The sequence below is a fragment of the Arenimonas maotaiensis genome (assembly GCF_014638745.1).
GTDB lineage: Bacteria > Pseudomonadota > Gammaproteobacteria > Xanthomonadales > Xanthomonadaceae > Arenimonas > Arenimonas maotaiensis.
Genome location: NZ_BMFO01000002.1, coordinates 119,047 through 137,540 on the forward strand (window position 1 = coordinate 119,047; position 18,494 = coordinate 137,540).

The 18,494-nt window shown below is 64.1% G+C and carries 15 protein-coding genes; 8 read left to right on the plus strand and 7 right to left on the minus strand.

All coding sequences use genetic code 11. The features are described from left to right. Positions 1–23 precede the first annotated feature (23 nt). Together IEV56_RS04560 and IEV56_RS04565 are read left to right on the plus strand one after the other, a co-directional pair. On the plus strand, positions 24–1,676 hold the full coding sequence (locus tag IEV56_RS04560; protein ID WP_188448250.1) for a M28 family metallopeptidase: 1,653 nt from the start codon (positions 24–26) through the stop codon (positions 1,674–1,676). Between the two features lie 3 nt (positions 1,677–1,679). Beyond that, a complete protein-coding gene (locus tag IEV56_RS04565; protein ID WP_188448252.1) occupies positions 1,680–2,387 on the plus strand; it encodes a 16S rRNA pseudouridine(516) synthase in 708 nt (235 codons plus the stop codon). Between the two features lie 56 nt (positions 2,388–2,443). On the opposite strand, the gene IEV56_RS04570 is transcribed toward IEV56_RS04565, so the two are convergent. After that, positions 2,444–3,526, minus strand: a complete 1,083-nt coding sequence (locus IEV56_RS04570) for an alkene reductase (protein ID WP_188448254.1) — start codon at positions 3,524–3,526, stop codon at positions 2,444–2,446. Positions 3,527–3,778: 252 nt separating this feature from the next. Between IEV56_RS04570 and IEV56_RS04575 the strand changes: the two genes are divergently transcribed. Continuing rightward, a complete protein-coding gene (locus tag IEV56_RS04575) occupies positions 3,779–4,279 on the plus strand; it encodes a fasciclin domain-containing protein (RefSeq protein ID WP_188448256.1) in 501 nt (166 codons plus the stop codon). A gap of 73 nt (positions 4,280–4,352) precedes the next feature. Here IEV56_RS04575 and IEV56_RS04580 read toward each other — a convergent pair whose 3' ends face one another. From IEV56_RS04580 to IEV56_RS04595, 4 genes are all read right to left on the minus strand, one after another. Next, the gene (locus IEV56_RS04580) at positions 4,353–4,733 is read right to left on the minus strand and encodes a hypothetical protein (protein WP_188448258.1); all 381 of its coding nucleotides are present in this window, start codon (positions 4,731–4,733) and stop codon (positions 4,353–4,355) included. Next, a complete protein-coding gene (locus tag IEV56_RS04585) occupies positions 4,730–7,885 on the minus strand; it encodes a type ISP restriction/modification enzyme (RefSeq protein ID WP_188448260.1) in 3,156 nt (1,051 codons plus the stop codon). Before IEV56_RS04585 ends, IEV56_RS04580 begins: the two co-directional genes overlap by 4 nt. A gap of 144 nt (positions 7,886–8,029) precedes the next feature. Further along, entirely contained in the window at positions 8,030–8,824 is a 795-nt protein-coding gene (locus IEV56_RS04590) for a glutathione S-transferase family protein (protein WP_188448262.1), read from the minus strand. 2 nt (positions 8,825–8,826) lie between these two features. Beyond that, entirely contained in the window at positions 8,827–9,309 is a 483-nt protein-coding gene (locus IEV56_RS04595) for a YajQ family cyclic di-GMP-binding protein (RefSeq protein WP_188448264.1), read from the minus strand. A 63-nt stretch (positions 9,310–9,372) separates the two neighbouring features. On the opposite strand from IEV56_RS04595, the gene IEV56_RS04600 reads away from it, so the two are divergent. Together IEV56_RS04600 and IEV56_RS04605 are read left to right on the plus strand one after the other, a co-directional pair. Next, a complete protein-coding gene (locus tag IEV56_RS04600) occupies positions 9,373–10,263 on the plus strand; it encodes a DMT family transporter (protein WP_229730183.1) in 891 nt (296 codons plus the stop codon). Between the two features lie 61 nt (positions 10,264–10,324). Continuing rightward, positions 10,325–10,891 (plus strand): DUF4136 domain-containing protein, encoded by a 567-nt coding sequence (locus IEV56_RS04605; protein WP_229730184.1) that lies wholly within the window; start codon positions 10,325–10,327, stop codon positions 10,889–10,891. Between the two features lie 46 nt (positions 10,892–10,937). Here the strand turns inward: IEV56_RS04605 and IEV56_RS04610 are convergent, their stop codons facing one another. After that, positions 10,938–12,428 carry an ArnT family glycosyltransferase gene (locus IEV56_RS04610; RefSeq protein ID WP_188448268.1) on the minus strand — a complete coding sequence of 497 codons (1,491 nt, stop codon included), beginning with the start codon at positions 12,426–12,428 and terminating at the stop codon, positions 10,938–10,940. A gap of 228 nt (positions 12,429–12,656) precedes the next feature. On the opposite strand from IEV56_RS04610, the gene aceF reads away from it, so the two are divergent. Then, on the plus strand, positions 12,657–13,970 hold the full coding sequence (gene aceF, locus IEV56_RS04615) for a dihydrolipoyllysine-residue acetyltransferase (protein ID WP_188448270.1): 1,314 nt from the start codon (positions 12,657–12,659) through the stop codon (positions 13,968–13,970). 4 nt (positions 13,971–13,974) lie between these two features. Further along, on the plus strand, positions 13,975–15,738 hold the full coding sequence (lpdA, locus tag IEV56_RS04620; RefSeq protein ID WP_188448272.1) for a dihydrolipoyl dehydrogenase: 1,764 nt from the start codon (positions 13,975–13,977) through the stop codon (positions 15,736–15,738). A 39-nt stretch (positions 15,739–15,777) separates the two neighbouring features. Here lpdA and IEV56_RS04625 read toward each other — a convergent pair whose 3' ends face one another. Further along, the gene (locus IEV56_RS04625) at positions 15,778–17,157 is read right to left on the minus strand and encodes an SLC13 family permease (RefSeq protein ID WP_188448274.1); all 1,380 of its coding nucleotides are present in this window, start codon (positions 17,155–17,157) and stop codon (positions 15,778–15,780) included. A 61-nt stretch (positions 17,158–17,218) separates the two neighbouring features. Between IEV56_RS04625 and nhaA the strand changes: the two genes are divergently transcribed. Beyond that, complete coding sequence (nhaA, locus tag IEV56_RS04630; RefSeq protein ID WP_229730185.1) at positions 17,219–18,430, plus strand: Na+/H+ antiporter NhaA; 1,212 nt, start codon at positions 17,219–17,221, stop codon at positions 18,428–18,430. The last annotated feature ends 64 nt before the right edge of the window (positions 18,431–18,494 follow it).

Sequence of the window (18,494 nt, forward strand, 5' to 3'; positions counted from 1 at the left end):
ATCCATCTGCAAGAGGAAACCGCATGAAACGCAGTGCCCTGTTATTGTTCGCGTTCGCCGCCGGCGGCCTGCAGGCCGCCACCGCGCCGGAATTCGACGCCGCCTGGCTGTCCAAGCACGTACAGACCCTGTCTTCCGATGCGTTCGAGGGCCGCGGTCCGAACACGCCGGGCGAGGACAAGACCGTCGCCTATCTGGTGCACAAGTTCGAGAAGGCCGGCCTGCAGCCGGGCGGCGACCTCAAGGACGGCAAGCGCCAGTGGACGCAGGACGTGCCGTTGGGCCGGTTCCAGATCAAAGGCCCGGTCAAGGCCGAACTGGCCGTCAACGGCACGGTTACGCCGCTGACGCAAGGCGAGCAGATCGCCATCCGCGCCGCGATGAACGGCCAGACCGCGATCGACATCCGCAACGCGCCGCTGGTGTTCGTCGGCTACGGCGTGAGCGCGCCCGAGCGCGGCTGGAACGATTTCGCCGGCACCGACCTGAAGGGCAAGATCGCCGTGGTGCTGATCAACGACCCGGATTTCGGCAAGGACAGCGGCGACTTCGGCGGCAAGGCCATGACCTACTATGGCCGCTGGACCTACAAGTACGAAGAGATGGCGCGTCAGGGCGCGCTCGGTACGCTGATCGTGCACGAGAGCGAGCCGGCTTCCTATGGTTGGGCGACGGTGAAGAACTCCAACACCAACGTGATGTTCGACATCGTGCGCAAAGAGCCGGCCAAGGCGCACGCGCCGCTGGAAGGCTGGATCCAGCGCGATCTGGCGGTCGATCTGTTCACCAAGGCCGGCCTGGATTTCGAGGCCATGAAGCGCCAGGCGCAGACCCGCGGCTTCCGTGCGGTCGAACTCGCCGGCGCGCGCTTCTCGGCCAAGTACGACGTCGATGCGCAGGTGGTGGTGTCCAAGAACGTCGTCGGCCGCATCGAAGGTGCCAGCCGTCCGGACGAGACCGTGCTGTACACCGCGCACTGGGATCACCTGGGCATCGGCGCGCCGGACGCCGAAGGCGACACCATCTACAACGGCGCCAGCGACAACGCGCCCGGACTGGCCGCGTTGATCGAACTGGCCTTCGCCTACGCCAAGGCGCCGAAGCCGGCGCGTTCGGTGGTGTTCCTGGCCGTCACCGCCGAGGAAAAGGGCCTGCTCGGCTCCGAGTTCTACGCCAGCAATCCGCTGTATCCGCTGGCCACCACCGCCGGCGCGATCAACATGGACGGCTTCAGCCCGGGCCCGCTGACCCGCGACTTCACCATCTCCGGCAACGCCAAGCTGGAACTGCTCGACCGCTTGGTGGATACCGGCAAGCGCTGGAACCTGAGCTATGTGCCGGACAGCAAGCCGGAGGCCGGTTACTTCTTCCGCTCCGACCACTTCCCTTTGGCCAAGCGCGGTGTGCCGGCGATTTCGTTCGGCGCCGGCAGCGATCTGGTCGAGGGCGGTCTGGCCGCCGGCCAAGCGGCGCGCGCCGAATACACCGCCAAGAAGTACCACCAGCCGGCCGACGAGTTCGACCCGTCCTGGACCTTCGCCGCGCTGAAACGCGACATGCAGGTGCTGTACACCCTCGGCCGCGAGCTGGCCGATTCGACCGACTGGCCGAACTGGTCGGCGGACTCCGAGTTCCGCGCCGCCCGCGACGCCAACGCCGCCGCGCGCGGCCAATAGGCGGTGAAGCCGGTCAAGCTGCTGGCCAACCTCGGCTACGGGTCACGCAAGGACGTGACCCGTCTGATCCGCAACGGTTGGCTGACCCGGCGCGACGGCAGCACCGTCGGCGTCGATGACGAGGTCGCGCATGGCGATCTGCTGCTCGACGACGAGCCGCTGGATCCGCCGCAGGGCACGCTGATCCTGCTGCACAAGCCGGTCGGCTACACCTGTTCGACCAAGGATCCCGGCCGCGTGGTGTACGACCTGTTGCCGGAGCGCTTCCGCTATCGCAATCCGGTGCTGAGCACCGTCGGCCGGCTCGACCGCGACACCTCCGGCCTGCTACTGCTGACCGACGACGGCCAGCTGCTGCACCGCATCATCTCGCCGAAGGCGGAGTTGCCGAAAGTGTATGAAGTGGAACTGGCGGAAGACCTGAAAGGCGACGAGGCGGCGTTGTTCGCCGCCGGCACGCTGGTGCTGGAAAACGAGAATACGCCGCTGGCGCCGGCGGTGATGGAAACCGTCGATGCCCGGCACGCGCGGTTGACCTTGATCGAGGGCCGCTACCACCAGGTGCGGCGCATGTTCGCCGCCACCGGCAACCGGGTGCTGAGCCTGCACCGCAGCCGCACCGGTATGCTCACGCTCGACGGCCTCGCGCCGGGCGAGTGGCGCATCGTGCCCAACGAAGAGGCCGAAGAGAAACTCTTCGGCCCGGGTTGAAATTCGCGGATTCGCAGGCCGGGCTGATAACCCGGCCTACGTGACAGGCGGCGCGATCAGGCCGCGTCCATGGTCGGATAATCGGTATAGCCCTTGGCGCCCGGCGTATAGAACGTGGACGGGTCGGCGGCGTTGAGCGGCGCACCGGCCTTGATGCGCGCCGGCAGATCCGGATTGGCCAGGAACGCGGTGCCGAACGCGACCGCGTCCAGCGTGCCGGCGGCGATCGCCTCGGCCGCTTCGTCCGCGCCATAGCCCATGTTGCCGACCAGCACGCCGCGGTAGTTCTCGCGCGCGGCGGTCATCACGTCGCCTTGTTGCTGGCCGTAGAAATCGCCGCGCATCACGTGCAGATAGGCCAGGTTGAAATCGTTCAGGCGCTTGGCCAGCCAGGCGGTCAGACCGACCGGATCGCTGTCGCGCATGCTGTTGTAGCCGTTCAGCGGCGAGATGCGCACGCCCACGCGCGTGCTGTCCCAGACCTGGCAGACCGCTTCCACCACCTCCAGCAGCAGGCGCGCGCGGTTTTCCACCGGGCCGCCGTACGGGCCGCTGCGGGTGTTCGAGCCGTCGCGCAGGAATTCGTCGAGCAGGTAGCCGTTGGCGCCGTGCACTTCCACGCCGTCGAAGCCGGCGGCCTTGGCGTTCTCGGCGGCTTGGCGGAAGCCGGCCACGATGCCGGGTAGTTCGGCATCGTCCAGCGCGCGCGGCACCGGGTACGGCAGTTTGCCCTCGGGCGTGTGCACTTCGTATTCGGTGATCGCCAGCGCGCTCGGCGCCACCGCCTGCTTGCCGCAGTTCAATGCCGGATGGCAGGCGCGGCCGCCGTGCCAGATCTGCAGGAAGATGCGGCCGCCCTTGGCGTGTACCGCATCGGTGACCTTGCGCCAGCCGCCGATCTGTTCCTGCGAGTAGATGCCCGGCTCCTGCCAGAACGCCGAGTGGCCCTCCATCGCCATGGTCGCTTCGGCGATCAGCAGGCCGCCACTGGCGCGCTGCGCGTAGTGTTCGGCCATCAACTCGTTCGGCAGATGCGCTTCGCCGGCGCGTGCGCGGGTCAGCGGCGCCATCCAGATGCGGTTGGCCAGTTCGAGCGTGCCGAGTGCGATCGGCGTGAATAGCGGTGCGGTGTCGGTCATGCGGGGATCCTTCAGGGATAAGTTGGAATAAAGCTGTTCTGCAGTTGGTGGTGATGGGGCGTGCTTTCAAGGCCGCCATCGCGCGCGCTGCGCCATCCTTCACGCCTGCTTCACCCGCGCAGGCGGTTTCACGCGCCGCGCACGCCGTCACCACAACACGCTCACGCCGATATGACGCGGCCTGCACGGTACGTGCGGCACCGTATGCCGGTGCACAGCGCACATCCCTTCCGCAACAGAAAAGGAAATGCCATGAAGCTGATGAATAAAACCCTGCTCGCCCTGATGATCGCCTTCGGCGCCACCGCCGCCTCCGCCCACAACCACGGCGGCAAGACCGAAGCGGCCGGCACCGTGGTCGCGGTCGCCGCCGGCAATCCGGATTTCTCCACGCTGGTGACCGCGGTCAAAGCCGCCGGCCTGGTGGATACGCTGAACGGCAACGGTCCGTTCACCGTGTTCGCGCCGACCAACGCCGCGTTCGCCAAGCTGCCGGCCGGCACCGTGGAGAACCTGCTGAAGCCGGAGAACAAGGACACGCTGGTCGCCGTGCTCACCTACCACGTGGTGCCGGGCAAGGTCACCGCCGCCGACGTGGTCAAGCTGGACACCGCCACCACCGTCAACGGCAAGGCCGCCGACATCACCGTGGCCGGCGGCGCGGTCAAGATCGACGGCGCCAACGTGACCGCCACCGACATCAAGGCCAGCAACGGCGTGATCCACGTGATCGACAGCGTAATCCTACCGTAATTCAGCGCCATCTCAAAACGGAAAAAGCGGCCGTATGGCCGCTTTTTCATTATCGAGCAGGAGCTCGCCGTCGTTAGCGGTTAAGCTCGCTCTTTAATTCCTCGGTCATGCGCGCAAATTCCTGTTCCCAATCTTTGCCCTGTTCGGCGAAAAACGCCTGCACGCCCATCAGGCCATCGCGTATGTCCTCCGGGCACAGCTCCGGGTCTGCGCGTACCTGTTCCTGGCTGAAAATCAGGGCGTAACCGTCGTCCAATTCCAGATAGATTCCGTCACTACGCTCGATGAGTTTTCCTTCTAGCGCGTGAAAAGCGTGGTTGCAGCCATAGGGGTCCAGATACGAATCTTCCAGCCAGGCGAAACCGGATTTGGTCGGCCAGGTGAAGGCTGCGATCCGGGTGTGAATATTGTCGGGTCGGTTGATCCAGATGACGGCTGGCGCAGGCAGTTTCAATGCGTGTCTCCACCGAGCTTCATGCTGATGGTCTTCATGATCCGGTCTGTTTCCGCCAAGATCTTCAGGATTTTCTGGTAGTGCTTCACGTCGTCGAACGACAACGCGCGGCCTTTGCGGTCTTTCAGCCATTTCTGGGCCGGCTGGTAGCCGCCGATGTAGAAATCCCAGGAAACTGGCGGCACGTTCTCGAAGTATTGCTGGGCGTTGATCCAGATTTTGCCGCCTTCAAAGCGGGCTTTCTCCACGGTTGAATCGCCTTCGCCTTTCAGGGCGTACGGCGTGGTGCCGATGGCCGAAGCGTCCATCAGGTGCAATTTGCGCAGCTGGCCGCCTTTATCAGACACGTCCCAGAACTCATCCGGGCTGGAAGGCCAGGGAATGCGCGGGAAATCCGTTTTCAGGAATTCAGCATAGGTTTCGCGGTAGGCGGGGCAATGCAGTGCGCCATAGATATAGTCGAAAACTGCCATTTCATCAGGCTGCCCATGTTTTGGGTGGGCGGCCAATTTTTTTAGCTGGGAATAAATATTTGCATTGAAATTAACGCGGTGATTACCTTCAATAATTTCATTATTTGCGGAAATATATAGTGGTGCAACGTAGCCGCGTTCTTTAGACTTGTTTGAAATATAGCTATCATCAGTGATGGAATTACAAATAAAAACGTGTGACCAATTTGGGCTTGTGCTTTGTCTGCAAATATCTATGGCTATATTGTCATTTGGCAATAAGTGTTGCATGACTTCATTTCGCGGATTGCAGTGAAATCCTTTAGATATTCCTGTGTAATGCGTCCAGCGATAGTCAAATGGCCTATAAGCAATCGGTTTCAAATTGCTTGGAGAAATATTCTTCAGAATGTCTTGTTGAGCGCCAATGATGCTCCAATCTCTAGCGTCAGGACCAAGATCATATCTTTCTCGCGCTTCATCCGGCGATAAAGTAATAAATTCTTTAATTCGGTTTGCAAGTCTATCTTTATCAATGTCTATCGTTAAAGAGTCTCGTGCGGTCACAATGCCGACGGAGTTAACTGGCATAAAATTCTGAAATTCAAAACCATTTTGGTACAAAGATTCAAGGCCAAAGTCGCGACTCACAAATGCAAATTGAGGCGATTTACAGGTCAAATTATTCCATTTGATATTTTTAACACTGCCATCTAGTAAAGAGCTATATTTTTTTGTTCTATCGCCCCAAAAATCGGAATGAAAAACTTGAGATAAATCTTCAATGCCTTTCTTTTCCTTATTTTTCAGCGCGATGATAATTGAAACGCCCTGCTGGATATCAAATACATTTTTATCTTGACTGCCGTCTGGCGAAACCTCTCTCTTCTTATAGTTTCCATGCAAATCAATAACATAAATTTTGTGGAATGTTTTCAGTAGATGCCAGCGCATGCCGCGGAAAGTCGGATTGTCCAAATAGCCGTGATTGGTAATAAAGCCCAGAACGCCTTCTCCGTTCTTTTCAATCAGATATTCTGAAAAGCGAATGAACTTCACATAATCATCGTTAATCCACTTCGGGTTGCGCTCTTTCAGCTTTTCTTTGCCGCCGGGCTCCTTCTTATACGCATCCATCAAGCCCATTATCCAGTTGCCTTTGTTGGCGCTTTCCCCGGAGTAGGGCGGGTTGCCAATGATGCACATAATCGGCATGTCACGCTTCACCGTATTGGCTTCCCTCACTTCATTGGAAAGCCACTGCGCAAACGGCAGAGTCTGGTTGGCGGGTTCCGCCTCTTCCAACGAGTTGGTGAGATACACGCCCAAACGCGGTGATTTATCTCCTGTCGGCTTGTAGCCCAGCTCGGTCAGGATCATGTCCAGCTTCATGTGGCACATGGCATAAGACGCCATCAGCAGCTCGAAACCGTGCAGGCGCGGTATCAGGTCCTTTTCGATGTATTGCGACCACATGCCTTCGGCCACGTTTTTGACTTTCGGCGCGATCTGCTTGATGGCCTCGGCCAGGAACGTGCCGGTTCCGGTGGCCGGGTCCAAAATCTGTACCCGATGCACGTCTTTCTTGGTGGTGACGCGTTTGCCTTTCTTGTCAGTCTGGCCGATATCCCAGTCGATCGTGACTTTAGAGGTGTCGGCCAAGCCGTCCGGCAGACCGAATTCGGTCTGCAGCACCTCATCCACCGCACGCACGATGAAATTCACCACCGGCTCCGGGGTGTACCAGACGCCGCGCGCCTTGCGCTTGGCCGGGTTGTAGGCGGCCAGGAAGGTTTCGTAGAAGTGCAGGAACGGATCCTGCTGGCCGGTCAGCTTGCCGAACCCGGCCATGATTTTCTTCACATCGGTGGCCTGGAACACGTCGGCTAGGTCGTCGATGATCCAGGCGATGCGGTCGTCCAGGTCGTGGCCGGCGATATAGGCGAACAGGCTGCGCAGGAACGGATTGGATTTTGGCAGCAGCTCCAACGCCTCGGAGCGGGTGAAGGTTTCCAGCGTGGTGTCGTGCAGGCGGGCGGCGAACATGCCGTAGGCGATGGTTTCGGCGTAGATGTCGGCGAAATCGTCCGGCTTAATATCGTGGATCAGGTGTTCCTTGAACGCCCGGTATTGGTTGGTCAGTTCGGTTGTCAGCTCGCTGTCGGCCTTCAGGGCATTGGCCAGTACGTCTTTGATCAGGATGGCCTTGCCGGCCATCTTCTCGGCCAACACCCGTGGCGAGGTGATGGTCTGCGGCCGTTGGCCGATGAAGTCGCGCAGCAGGTTTTCCAGTTTTTCGTACTGATCCGGGCGCGGCTGGATGCCGAGCAGGTAATCGGCCACGGTAACCGAAGCGATCAGTTCGCCGTTGCGGTAGAAATCCCAGTCCAGACAGTTGGTGTAGATCAGGTTCGACAGCGCGTTCTTGTAGCGCTCCTGCTGGTTCTTGTTGGCGTCCTTCATGCCGCGCAGACCAATGCCAATGTCCTTGGCTTCGGCATGGCCGATGATGAGTTCGCCGCGCTGAATGATGAAATCCGGTGCGCCGCAGGCCACACGCTTGGGTTCGTTCAGGGCGGTTACGCCATCGGCTAGGCCGCTGAACAGGGTTTGCAATGCCGGTCGGTAGGAGTGTTCAGTGGCGGCGCCGGTTTTATGGACGGCTTGCACTTGACTGATAAAATCCGCAATAAGGCTCATAGGCTCGGAGTCAAAAAGACATTGAGCCATTAAATCGGGCTATCCGAGATGCGTCAATGCCGGAGCCGGCCGTTTTTGCCGTCAGTCCTGGAAAATAACCCCAGAATTTTTCTTATGCCGGTCTGATGGCGTAAGCCCTGCTTACTACAGCAAGCCCAATTCCGCATCCGTGGCGCGATGGCCGTATTTGTCCTTCGGCGGCCACGGGCGCGTGCGCCAGTCGGGTTCGAACGCGAACGAGGAACGCTGGCGTCCGGGCGGCAGGCCGCCGTTGCCGGTGCCGATGGCGTAGTCGTAATAGGCTTTGACGATTTCTTCCCGGCAGGTCTGTTGCGCGGCCGGATGCGCCAGGCAGGCGTCGCGCCAGCGCCGGACGCGGGCGAAGCGCGACTCCTCGGGCAGCTCGAAGCCCTCGTAGTAATCCAGGAACCAGAAACGCTGGAACAGCGGCGTGAACGCGGTTTCGGCCAGACCGAAGCGTTCGAACAGGAAATCGCCGTCCGGTGCGTGTTTGCCGAGGAACGCGTCCAGCTGCGCGTACTGCGCCAGCAGGGCGTCGCGGAATTCACCGCGGCGGGCCGGATCCTGATTCAGCACATAGGCGTAGCCGGCGGCGCCGAACGCGCCCTCCATGCGGATCAGCATATTCTCCACGGCATGTTCATACGGATCGCGCCGGCCGACGCGCGGCTCCGGATAGCGGTCTTCCAGATACTGCAGGATGACCAGGCTTTCCTTGACGATACGGCCGTCTTCGGTTTCCAGCACCGGCAGGGCGGTGCTGCCGCCGGTCTTGGCCAGGAAGTCCGCCGGCCGCGGCCGGCTCATGTCGATGGCCTCGAACCGGACCTGGTCGCGCAGGCCTTTCAGTTCCAGCATGATTTCCACGCGCTGGCAGAACGGACAGACCGGGATGTGGTAGACGGTGAGCGCGGACATGGTCAGTCGCGGAAATTCTCGAACTGCAGCGGCAGCTCGAATTCCTTCGATTTCAGCAGGGCGATGGCCTCCTGCAGGTCGTCGCGCTTCTTGCCCATCACCTTCAGCTTGTCGCCGTTGATCTGCGAGTCGACCTTCAGCTTGGCTTCCTTGAGCGCGGCCGCGATCTTCTTGGCGGTCTTCTGCTCGATGCCGGATTTCATCGTCACCTTCTGCCGGGCTTCGGCCAGGTTCACCTCGGGGTCGGCCACGTCCATGCTGCGGATGTCGATGCCGCGTGCGATCAGGCGCGCCTTCAGGATGTCGAGCATCTGCTGCAGCTGGAAGTCGCTCGGCGCCTTCAGGCTGACCACGGTCTTTTCCAGGGTGAAGGAGGCCTCGACGTTGCGGAAGTCGAAACGGTTCTTGAGTTCGCGGTTGGCGGTGTCGACGGCATTGACCAGCTCGTGGCTGTCGACCTCGGACACGATGTCGAATGAGGGCATGTTTCCTCCGGAAATTGTCGCCATAGTGTGCCCTGCGTGCCGTGCGTGTGCAATCATGACGGGATGGCCCATGATCCGAAACACGACAACCGCCGCCGCGGCATCGCCATGATGCTGCTGGCCTGCCTGTTCTTCAGCCTGATGGACGCGGTGATGAAGCGGCTGACCGCCGATTTCCCCGCCATCCAGGTCACCGCACTGCGTTCCATCAGTTCGCTGCCGCTGATCCTGGCCTACGTGCATTGGCGCGGTGCCTGGGGCTCTTTGTGGCGGGTGCGTTGGCCATTGCATCTGTTCCGCATGGCGCTCGGCGTGGCGATGCTGACCCTGTTCGCGTTCGCGCTCAAAAGCCTGCCGCTGACCGAGGCCTACGCGCTGTTCTACATCTCGCCGCTGGCGATCGCCGCGCTGTCCATCCCGTTCCTGGGCGAGCGCGTCCCGCGCGCCAGCTGGATCGCCATCGCGGTCGGCCTGCTGGGCGTGCTGGTGGTGCTCAACCCGCGCGGCGCAGGACTGGTCAGCCTGGCCGGTTTGGCGGTGCTGGCGTCGGCGCTATGCTATGCCTGCTCGGCGATCACCGTGCGCCTGCTCAGCCGCACCGACAGCTCCGAGAGCATGGTGTTCTGGATGCTGCTCGGCGTCTCGCTGGTGGCCGGTCTGATGGCGCTGCCCGGCTGGGTCGCGCTCGAGCTCCGGCATCTTTGGCCGCTGGCGGCGTTGGCGGTGACCGGCTTCCTCGGCCAACTGACCATCACCGAGGCGTTCAAGCTGGCGCCGGCGGCGACGGTGACGCCGTTCGAGTATTCGGCCTTGGCCTGGGGTCTCGGCCTCGACCTGCTGGTCTGGCAGACGGTGCCCGGCCTGCGCGTGTTCATCGGCGCCGGCATCATCGTGGCCAGCGGCATCTATCTGGCCCGGCACGAGGCCGGCTTGCCGGAGGCTGAACGGCCCTGAGCCCGGCCGCGCCCTTCACGCGGCCGGGACTATAATCGAAACACGCATGAGGAGGTGTTGCATGAAACGCATCGCGATGAAAACCCTGTTGCTGGCGGCGGTCCTCGGCCTGACCGCCTGCGCCACCCGCCCGCTGATCGACAGCCAGACGCGCGCCGGCACCGATTTCACGGCTTACCGCAGCTATGCCTATGTGGAGCAGCCCGGTACCGACAAGGCCGGCTACTCGACCATCCTGACCAGCCATTTCAAGGCCGCGGTCGACCGCGAGATGGCCGCGCGCGGCTATGTGTTCGACGCCGCCGATCCGGATCTCCTGGTGAACTTCTTCTCCAACGTCGAGACCCGCAGCGAGTCCTACAGCACGCCGACGGTGCGCATGGGCTACTACGGCTACCGCGGCGGCGTCATCGCCGTGCCGCTGTACGGCGATGACGTCTCGACCCGCAACTACCGGGTCGGCACCGTCAACATCGACGTGGTCGACGCCAAGCGCAAGGAGCTGGTCTGGGAGGGCGTGCTGGAGGGCGCGCTCAGCCGCAAGGCCATGCGCGATCCGGCCGGCGCCGTACAGTCCGCGGTCAGCCAGATCTTCCAGCGCTATCCGGTAGTCGCGCCCGTGCAATAAGCCGGCATTCCCGCCATATGAAAAACCGGCCACAAGGGCCGGCTTTTCATTGCGCGCCGTCGAATTCGCCGGGCAGGGTGTAGATCATCCGGTCGCGCGGGCCGGGCTTGCGCCCTTCGATCCATTCCCCGAGCTTGCGCGGTGCGATGCCGGCCGCCGCGCTCTCGTGCAGGAAGCGCTGTTCGATCTCGCGCTTGAGAATGAACACCCGAGCGTCGGCCGGTTGCGCCAGTTCCTGCGCCAGGCTGGAATCGTAGGCCGAATCCGAAATCGGCTTGGGCCGCGGCGTGAACGAGACCTTCTTGATATCGGCGCCGAAGTACAGGTTCAGGCCGTTGCGCGACATGTCCTCGACGAACACGATCTGCGCCGGATCGCCGGGCAGCATCGGCCGGATGTCGGCGGCGAAGGCGCGCGAGTCCTTTTTGTGGTCGAGCGCCACCGGCAGCAGGCCTTTGATCGACAGCAACGCCGCCAGCCAGAGCGCGGCGGCCATGGCCGCCATGCGTCCGAACGGCGCCGTTTCCAAGCGCCGGGCCAACAGCAGCACGGCCGGCAAGATCAGGCCGAGCACATACAGCGGCAGGCGCGACTGCGCCAGGCAGAACACCGTCAGCGGCAGGGCGAACCACAGCCACAGAAAACGCGTTTCTTCCGCCGGGCGCGGCAGCGCCGGCGCGCGCCGGCGGTACACCGCCAACGCCGCCAACGCCGGCAGTATGCCGAGCAGCAGGGTCGGCAGGTATTGCGTGAACGGGCCGTACCATTCGCCATTGCGGTTGTGGGTATCGGTGGCGATGCGCGCCACCACTTCATGGCCGAGGAAATAATCGAGCAGGCCGGGGTGGCGTTGGATCACCAGCGCATACCAGGTGAAGCCGATCAGCGCGAAGCCGAGCAGGCCGAGCGGGCGCAGCAGACGGCGCGCCTCGCCATGCCAGACGGCGAAGGCCAGCACGGCCAGCAACGGTAGCAGTCCGGGCGGACCCTTGGTCAGGAACGCCAGTCCGAACGCGCACCACATGGCATCCAGCCAGCCCGGTCCGCCGCCGCCGAAGCGCGCTTGCGCGTAGCAGGCCATCGCCAGCGCGGTCATGGCCGCCAGCACGGTGTCGGTATTCACCCAGTTCGCGGCCAAGAACGCCACCGGCGAGCCGGCCAGCAACAGCGCCGGAAGCCAAGGCCGCGCGGGCGTGAACAGGCGGCCAAGCCGCAACGCCAGATAGACCCAGAGCACGAACGCGGCCGCCATCGGCAGACGCACGGCCCACTCGTTATGGCCCAGCACCGAAACCGAGGCGGCGACGCCCCAATAAGTCAGCGGCGGCTTGGTGAAGTGCAGGCTGTCGCGGTTGCGGTACAGCGAGATCCAGTCATCGTGCTGCAGCATCTGCAGCGCCACGTTGGTGTAGCGGCCCTCGTCGGGCTCGATGATGCCGCGGCTGCCTTGGAAGCCGAAGGCCAGCAATACCGCCAATACCAACACGGCGGCGGTGGTGTGTCTGCGCAGGAAGCCGGAAATGTCCATGCCGGCCATTGTATGCCGGAAGCCGGCTGCCAAGGTGTCCGGTCATGCCATTCGGCACATGCCCCGGCGCCGGCGCCGGCCTACACTGGGAACGATCCGCGCTCGGCCGAAATCCGGCCTGGTCCGCCACTTTCCTCAGCTCCCGCCCCGGCGGGAGTTTTTTTGCCTGAATGCCGCCGCCATTGGCAAGCCGGCCGTCTCGGGCGACAATAGAGCCCTTACTCCAGAGGATGCGTTATGTCCGAATTGATTGAAGCCCGCGTGCCCGACCTCGGCAGCGATTCCGGCGTACCGGTCATCGAAATCCTGGTGAAGGTCGGCGAGTCGGTGAAAAAGGACCAGGGCCTGCTCACGCTCGAATCCGACAAGGCCACCATGGAAGTGCCGTCGCCGGTCGACGGCGTGATCACCGATATCCTCGCCAAGCTGGGCGACGAGCTGTCCGCCGGCGATCTGGTGGCGCGCATCCAAACCGCCGCCACGGCTCCCGCGTCTGCCGCGCCCGCGCCGGCCGTTGCGAAAGCACCCGAAGCGCCGGCCGCGCCGGTCAAGCCGGTTGCCGCGCCGGCGCCCGTAGCCGCCGCCATGCCGCCCGCGCCGGCGAAGTCGCCCACGCACCAGCTCGATAACGGCGAATTGGTGCCGGGCAAGGTGCCCTATGCCAGCCCGGCGGTGCGCGTGTTCGCCCGCGAGCTGGGTGTCGACCTGCTGCAGGTGAACGGCAGCGAGCGCGGTGGCCGCATCAGCAAGGAAGACGTGCAGCGCTTCGTGAAGGCCGCCTTGGCCGGCGGTGCGGCGCCCGCGGTCGCCGGTAACGGCGGTGGCCTGAACCTGATTCCTTGGCCGCAGGTCGATTTCGCCAAGTTCGGCCCGGTCGAGTCCGAGCCGCTGTCGCGCATCAAGAAGCTGTCCGGCGCCAACCTGGCGCGCAACTGGGCGATGATCCCGCACGTCACCCAGTTCGACGAAGCCGACATCACCGAGATGGAGCTGTTCCGCAAGAAGCTCGGCGAAGAACATAAAGACGTGAAAGTCACGCCGCTGGTGTTCCTGATCAAGGCCGTGGTGGCGGCGCTGAAGAAGTATCCGGCCTTCAACGCCTCGCTCGACGGCGACAACCTGGTACTGAAACGCTATTTCCACATCGGCATCGCGGTCGATACGCCCGACGGCCTGGTGGTGCCGGTCATCCGCGACTGCGACAGCAAGGGCCTGCTGGCGCTCTCGCGCGAACTGGCCGAGATCAGCGCCAAGGCGCGCGAGAAGAAGCTGACCGCCGCCGACATGCAGGGCGGCTGCTTCACCATCTCCTCGCTCGGCGGCATCGGCGGCACCGCGTTCACGCCGATCATCAACGCGCCGGAAGTCGCCATACTCGGCGTGTCCAAAGCGCAGACCAAGCCGGTCTGGAACGGCGCCGAGTTCGCGCCGAAGCTGATGCTGCCGCTGTCGCTGTCGTACGACCACCGCGTGATCGACGGCGCCGCCGCCGCACGCTTCACCGCCTACCTGGCCCAGGTCCTCGCCGACCTGCGCCGTCTGCTGGTCTGACGCCATGGCCGCGATTGAACTGAAAGTGCCCGATATCGGCGGCAGCGCCGCAGTCATCGAATTCCTGGTGAAGGAGGGCGATACCGTCGCCGCCAACCAGGGTCTACTGACGCTCGAATCCGACAAGGCCACGATGGAAGTGCCGGCCAGCGCCGGCGGCGTGCTGACGCAATGGAAAGTCAAACTCGGCGACACCCTGAGTGAGGGCGATGTCATCGCGCTACTGGAATCCGCACCCATCCAAACCGTGGGGGCGCCGCTGGCTGCGCCCAGTGCCGCCGCGCCCGTCAACGTTGCGGCCGTCCAAACCGTAGCAGCGGCGCCCCTACAGCCTGCGCCGGTATCGGCCGGCGACGCCGACCACCGATGCCAGCTGGTAGTCATCGGTTCCGGCCCGGGCGGCTACACCGCCGCCTTCCGCGCCGCGGATCTGGGCATGGACGTGATTTTGGTCGAGCGCTACGCCGAGCTCGGCGGTGTCTGCCTGAATGTGGGTTGCATTCCGTCCAAGGCCCTGCTGCACGCGGCCAACGTCATCGAAGAGGCGCGCCACGCGGCCGATTACGGCATCGCCTTCGGCGAGGCCAAGATCGACCTCGACAAGTTGCGTGCGCACAAGGAAAAGACCGTCGGTACCCTGAACAAAGGCATCGCCGGCATGGCCAAGCAGCGCAAGGTGCGTACGCTTACCGGCACGGCCGAGTTCGCATCGGCTAACCGCCTGTCGGTGAATACCGCGCAAGGCGTCGAAACCGTCGATTTCGCCCAGTGCATCATCGCCGCCGGCTCGCAGCCGGTGAAGCTGCCGGCATTCCCGTGGGACGACCCGCGGGTGATGGACTCGACCGGCGCGCTGATGCTCAAGGACGTGCCGAAGCGCCTGTTGGTGGTCGGCGGCGGCATCATCGGCCTGGAGATGGCCTGCTTGTATTCCGCGCTCGGCAGCGCGGTGACCGTGGTCGAATTCATGGATCAGCTGATGCCCGGCGCCGATCCGGATCTGGTCAAGCCGCTGCAGGCGCTGCTGAAGAAGCGCGGCGTGGCCATCCACACGTCCTGCAAGGTCGCGAAAGTCACCGCCGGCAAGAAGGCGCTCAGCGCCGAATTCGAAGGCGCGTCCGTGCCCTCGGGCACGGACTACGACCGCGTGCTGGTATCGGTCGGCCGCAGCCCGAACGGCGGCAAGCTGAAGGCCGAGAACGCCGGCGTGCAGGTGAGCGAGCGCGGCTTCATCGCGGTCGACAAACAGATGCGCACCAACGTGCCGCACATCTTCGCCATCGGCGACCTGGTCGGCCAGCCGATGCTGGCGCACAAGGCCACGCACGAGGCCAAGGTGGCGGCGGAAGTGGCCGCCGGCCACAAGCGCGAGTGGGTCGCGCGCGTGATCCCCTCGGTGGCCTACACCGATCCGGAAATCGCCTGGGTCGGCCTGACCGAAACCGAAGCCAAGGCCAAAGGCATCGCCTATGAGCTCGGCAAGTTCCCCTGGGCGGCTTCGGGCCGCGCCATCGGCATCGGCCGCACCGAAGGCTTCACCAAGCTGCTGTTCGATCCGGCCACGCACCGCGTCATCGGCGGCGGCATCGTCGGCGCGCATGCCGGCGATCTGATCGCCGAGATCGCGCTGGCCATCGAGATGGGCTGCGAGGCCGGCGACATCGGCCACACCATCCACCCGCATCCCACGCTGAGCGAGACGGTGGCGATGGCGGCGGAAGTGTTCGACGGCAGCATCACCGACCTGTACGTTCCCAAGAAAAAGTGAGACCGGTAGGGGCGGACCAACGCGTCCGCCCCTCGCTCCTCAGATCAGCACCGCCCAGCACACCGCGCACACCACCAAGGCGCTGACGATGTCGAGCCAGAAGCCTTCGCGCAGCATGTCGCGGTTGGAGATCAGGCCGGAACCGTAGGCCACCGCGTTCGGCGCGGTCGCCACCGGCAGCATGAAACCGATGCTCGCCGCCATCGCGGCCGGCAGCATCAGCAGCGCCGGCTCGATGCCCAGGCCCTTCGCGGCCGCGGCCAGGATCGGCATCAGCAGCACCGCGGTGGCGGTGTTGCTGGCGATTTCCGACAGCAGCACCACACTGCCGATGATGATCACCATCATCGCGAACACCGGCAGGTGCCGGGCCGAAACCAAGGCATTGCTGATGGCGTCGCTGATGCCGCTTTCCTGGAACGCGGTGGCCAGCGCGATGCCGCCGCCGAACAGCAGCAGCACGCCCCAGGGGATGTTCGAAGCCGCGCGCCACTCCAGCAGCGGCCTGCCGTCGCGTTCGCCCGAGGGCAGCAGCGCCATCACCGACACCGCCGCCAGCGCGATGCCGGCGTCGTTGGCGTTGGGCAGTCCGAACCACGCGCTCCAGCCGCCGAACGGCGCCGCGCGGGTGGTCCAGGCCAGGGCGGTCAGGCCGAACACGGCCAGCACGCGTTTTTCCGCCGGGCGCCAGGGACCGATCGCCGGCAGCTGCGCCGGCGGGCTGCCGGCGAGCCCGCGCGACAGGCCGAAGGCCAGGATCGGCAGCAGCACGGCGATCAGCGGCACGCCCACCTTCATCCAGTCGCTGAAGGCGTAGGCGGTGCCGGTGGCCTGTTCGTACTGCTGCATGAACACCAGATTCGGCGGCGTGCCGATCGGTGTGCCCAGGCCGCCGATGCTGGCGGCGTAAGCGATGGCCAACACCAGCGGCACCGCCAGGCGCGCGTCCCGATATTCCTCGATCACCGCGTAGGCCACCGGCAGCATGATCAGCACGGTGGCGGTGTTGGAGATCCACATGCTGATCAGACCGGTGGCGAAAGTGAAGCCGAACACCAGGCTGCGTCCGGAGCCGCCGCCGACCGCGCGGACCATGGCGTAGGCCAGGCGGCGGTGCGCGCCGGTGCCTTCCAGCGCGCGCGACAGCATGAAGCCGCCCATCAGCAGCAGAATCAGTTCGTTGCCGACGCTCTGCGCCACCTGCTTGGCGTCGAGGATGCCGAGCGTCGGCAGCACCGACAGCGGCAGCAGCGCGGTGAATGCCGGATCGACCGCCTCGCTCATCCACCACAACGCGCACAGCACGGTCAGCGCCAGCGTGGCCGAGAACGCGAACGGCATGCCGCCCGCCGTGGCCACGGCATAGGCGGAGAGCGCGGCAACGGGGCCGGTCCAGCGGAAAAAGCGCGATACGGTCATGACGGCGTTCGAAGAGTGATGCTGCGATTATAATCAGGCTCAAACCCATTGGAGACAATCGATGACCGAGACCCGTGCCGACCGCGCCATGCACCGCCGCGCCCTGGCCGCGCTGAACGCGTTCATGAAGATGGAGGCCGCCGGCGGCATCGTGCTGGTGCTGGCCACGGTGGTGGCGATGGTGGTGGCCAATTCGGCCTTGTCCGCCGATTACCAGGCGTGGCTGCACGCCAGGCTGACCCTCGGTTTCGGCCCGCTGTCGCTGGACAAGAGCGTCTCGCATTGGATCAACGACGGCCTGATGGTGGTGTTCTTCCTGGTGGTCGGCCTGGAGCTCAAGCGCGAGCTGGTCGAAGGCCAGTTCGCCGACCGCGCCAACATCACCCTGCCGGTGGTCGGCGCGTTGGGCGGCATGGCGGTGCCGATGCTGATCTACGCCGCGCTGAACTGGGGCGACGCCGCCGCGATGCGCGGTACCGCCATCCCGGCCGCCACCGACATCGCGTTCGCGCTCGGCATCCTGTCGCTGCTCGGCCCGCGCGTGCCGTTGGCGCTGAAGATGCTGCTGCTGGCCATCGCCGTGGCCGACGACCTCGGGGCGATCCTGATCATCGCGGTGTTCTACACCGGCGAGCTGTCGTTGGTCGGGCTGGTCACCGCACTGGCCCTGGTCGGCGTGCTGTACACGCTCAACCGCGCCAAGGTCACCCAGCTCGGCCTGTACCTGTTCGTCGGTTTCCTGCTGTGGCTGGCGGTGCTCAATTCCGGGGTGCACGCGACCTTGGCCGGAGTGGTGCTGGGGCTGATGATTCCGCTCGGCAAGGGCGCGCGCGACGGTTCCTCGGAGGCCCTGTTGCACGCCCTGCACCCGTGGGTCGCGTTCGTGATCCTGCCGGTGTTCGCCTTCGCCAACGCCGGCGTGCCGCTGGCCGGGCTGGGCTTGGATGATTTGCTGGCGCCGGTGCCGCTGGGCATCGCGCTCGGCCTGTTGCTCGGCAAGCTGCTCGGCGTGTATGGCTTCATCTGGCTGTGCCTGCGCCTGGGGTGGGCCAAATTCGACCGCACGATCCGGCCTGCGGCCCTGTTCGGTATGGCCGCCCTATGCGGCATCGGCTTCACCATGAGCCTGTTCGTGGGCTCCCTGTCCTTCGGCGCCGACCACCCGGACTACCAGCTGACCCATCGCTTGGGCATCCTGAGCGGCTCCCTGTTCTCGGCCCTGCTCGGTTTCGTGGTCCTGAAAATTGCTCTGCCGAGCCCCAAAAAATCGTGAAATTCATCACAAAAAGTCCATACGAGAAGGTATTGCGCTTTTCTAACGAATATTTAATACTGCG

Excerpts from the sequence above, each read along its gene's own strand:
- aceF (WP_188448270.1), top strand. The coding sequence starts at position 12,657 with ATGTCCGAATTGATTGAAGCCCGCGTGCCCGACCTCGGCAGCGATTCC.
- IEV56_RS04610 (WP_188448268.1), bottom strand. The coding sequence starts at position 12,428 with ATGGCCGGCATGGACATTTCCGGCTTCCTGCGCAGACACACCACCGCC.
- IEV56_RS04585 (WP_188448260.1), bottom strand. The coding sequence starts at position 7,885 with ATGAGCCTTATTGCGGATTTTATCAGTCAAGTGCAAGCCGTCCATAAA.
- nhaA (WP_229730185.1), top strand. The coding sequence starts at position 17,219 with ATGACCGAGACCCGTGCCGACCGCGCCATGCACCGCCGCGCCCTGGCC.
- IEV56_RS04605 (WP_229730184.1), top strand. The coding sequence starts at position 10,325 with ATGAAACGCATCGCGATGAAAACCCTGTTGCTGGCGGCGGTCCTCGGC.
- lpdA (WP_188448272.1), top strand. The coding sequence starts at position 13,975 with ATGGCCGCGATTGAACTGAAAGTGCCCGATATCGGCGGCAGCGCCGCA.
- IEV56_RS04590 (WP_188448262.1), bottom strand. The coding sequence starts at position 8,824 with ATGTCCGCGCTCACCGTCTACCACATCCCGGTCTGTCCGTTCTGCCAG.
- IEV56_RS04595 (WP_188448264.1), bottom strand. The coding sequence starts at position 9,309 with ATGCCCTCATTCGACATCGTGTCCGAGGTCGACAGCCACGAGCTGGTC.
- IEV56_RS04625 (WP_188448274.1), bottom strand. The coding sequence starts at position 17,157 with ATGACCGTATCGCGCTTTTTCCGCTGGACCGGCCCCGTTGCCGCGCTC.
- IEV56_RS04570 (WP_188448254.1), bottom strand. The coding sequence starts at position 3,526 with ATGACCGACACCGCACCGCTATTCACGCCGATCGCACTCGGCACGCTC.
- IEV56_RS04560 (WP_188448250.1), top strand. The coding sequence starts at position 24 with ATGAAACGCAGTGCCCTGTTATTGTTCGCGTTCGCCGCCGGCGGCCTG.
- IEV56_RS04575 (WP_188448256.1), top strand. The coding sequence starts at position 3,779 with ATGAAGCTGATGAATAAAACCCTGCTCGCCCTGATGATCGCCTTCGGC.
- IEV56_RS04600 (WP_229730183.1), top strand. The coding sequence starts at position 9,373 with ATGGCCCATGATCCGAAACACGACAACCGCCGCCGCGGCATCGCCATG.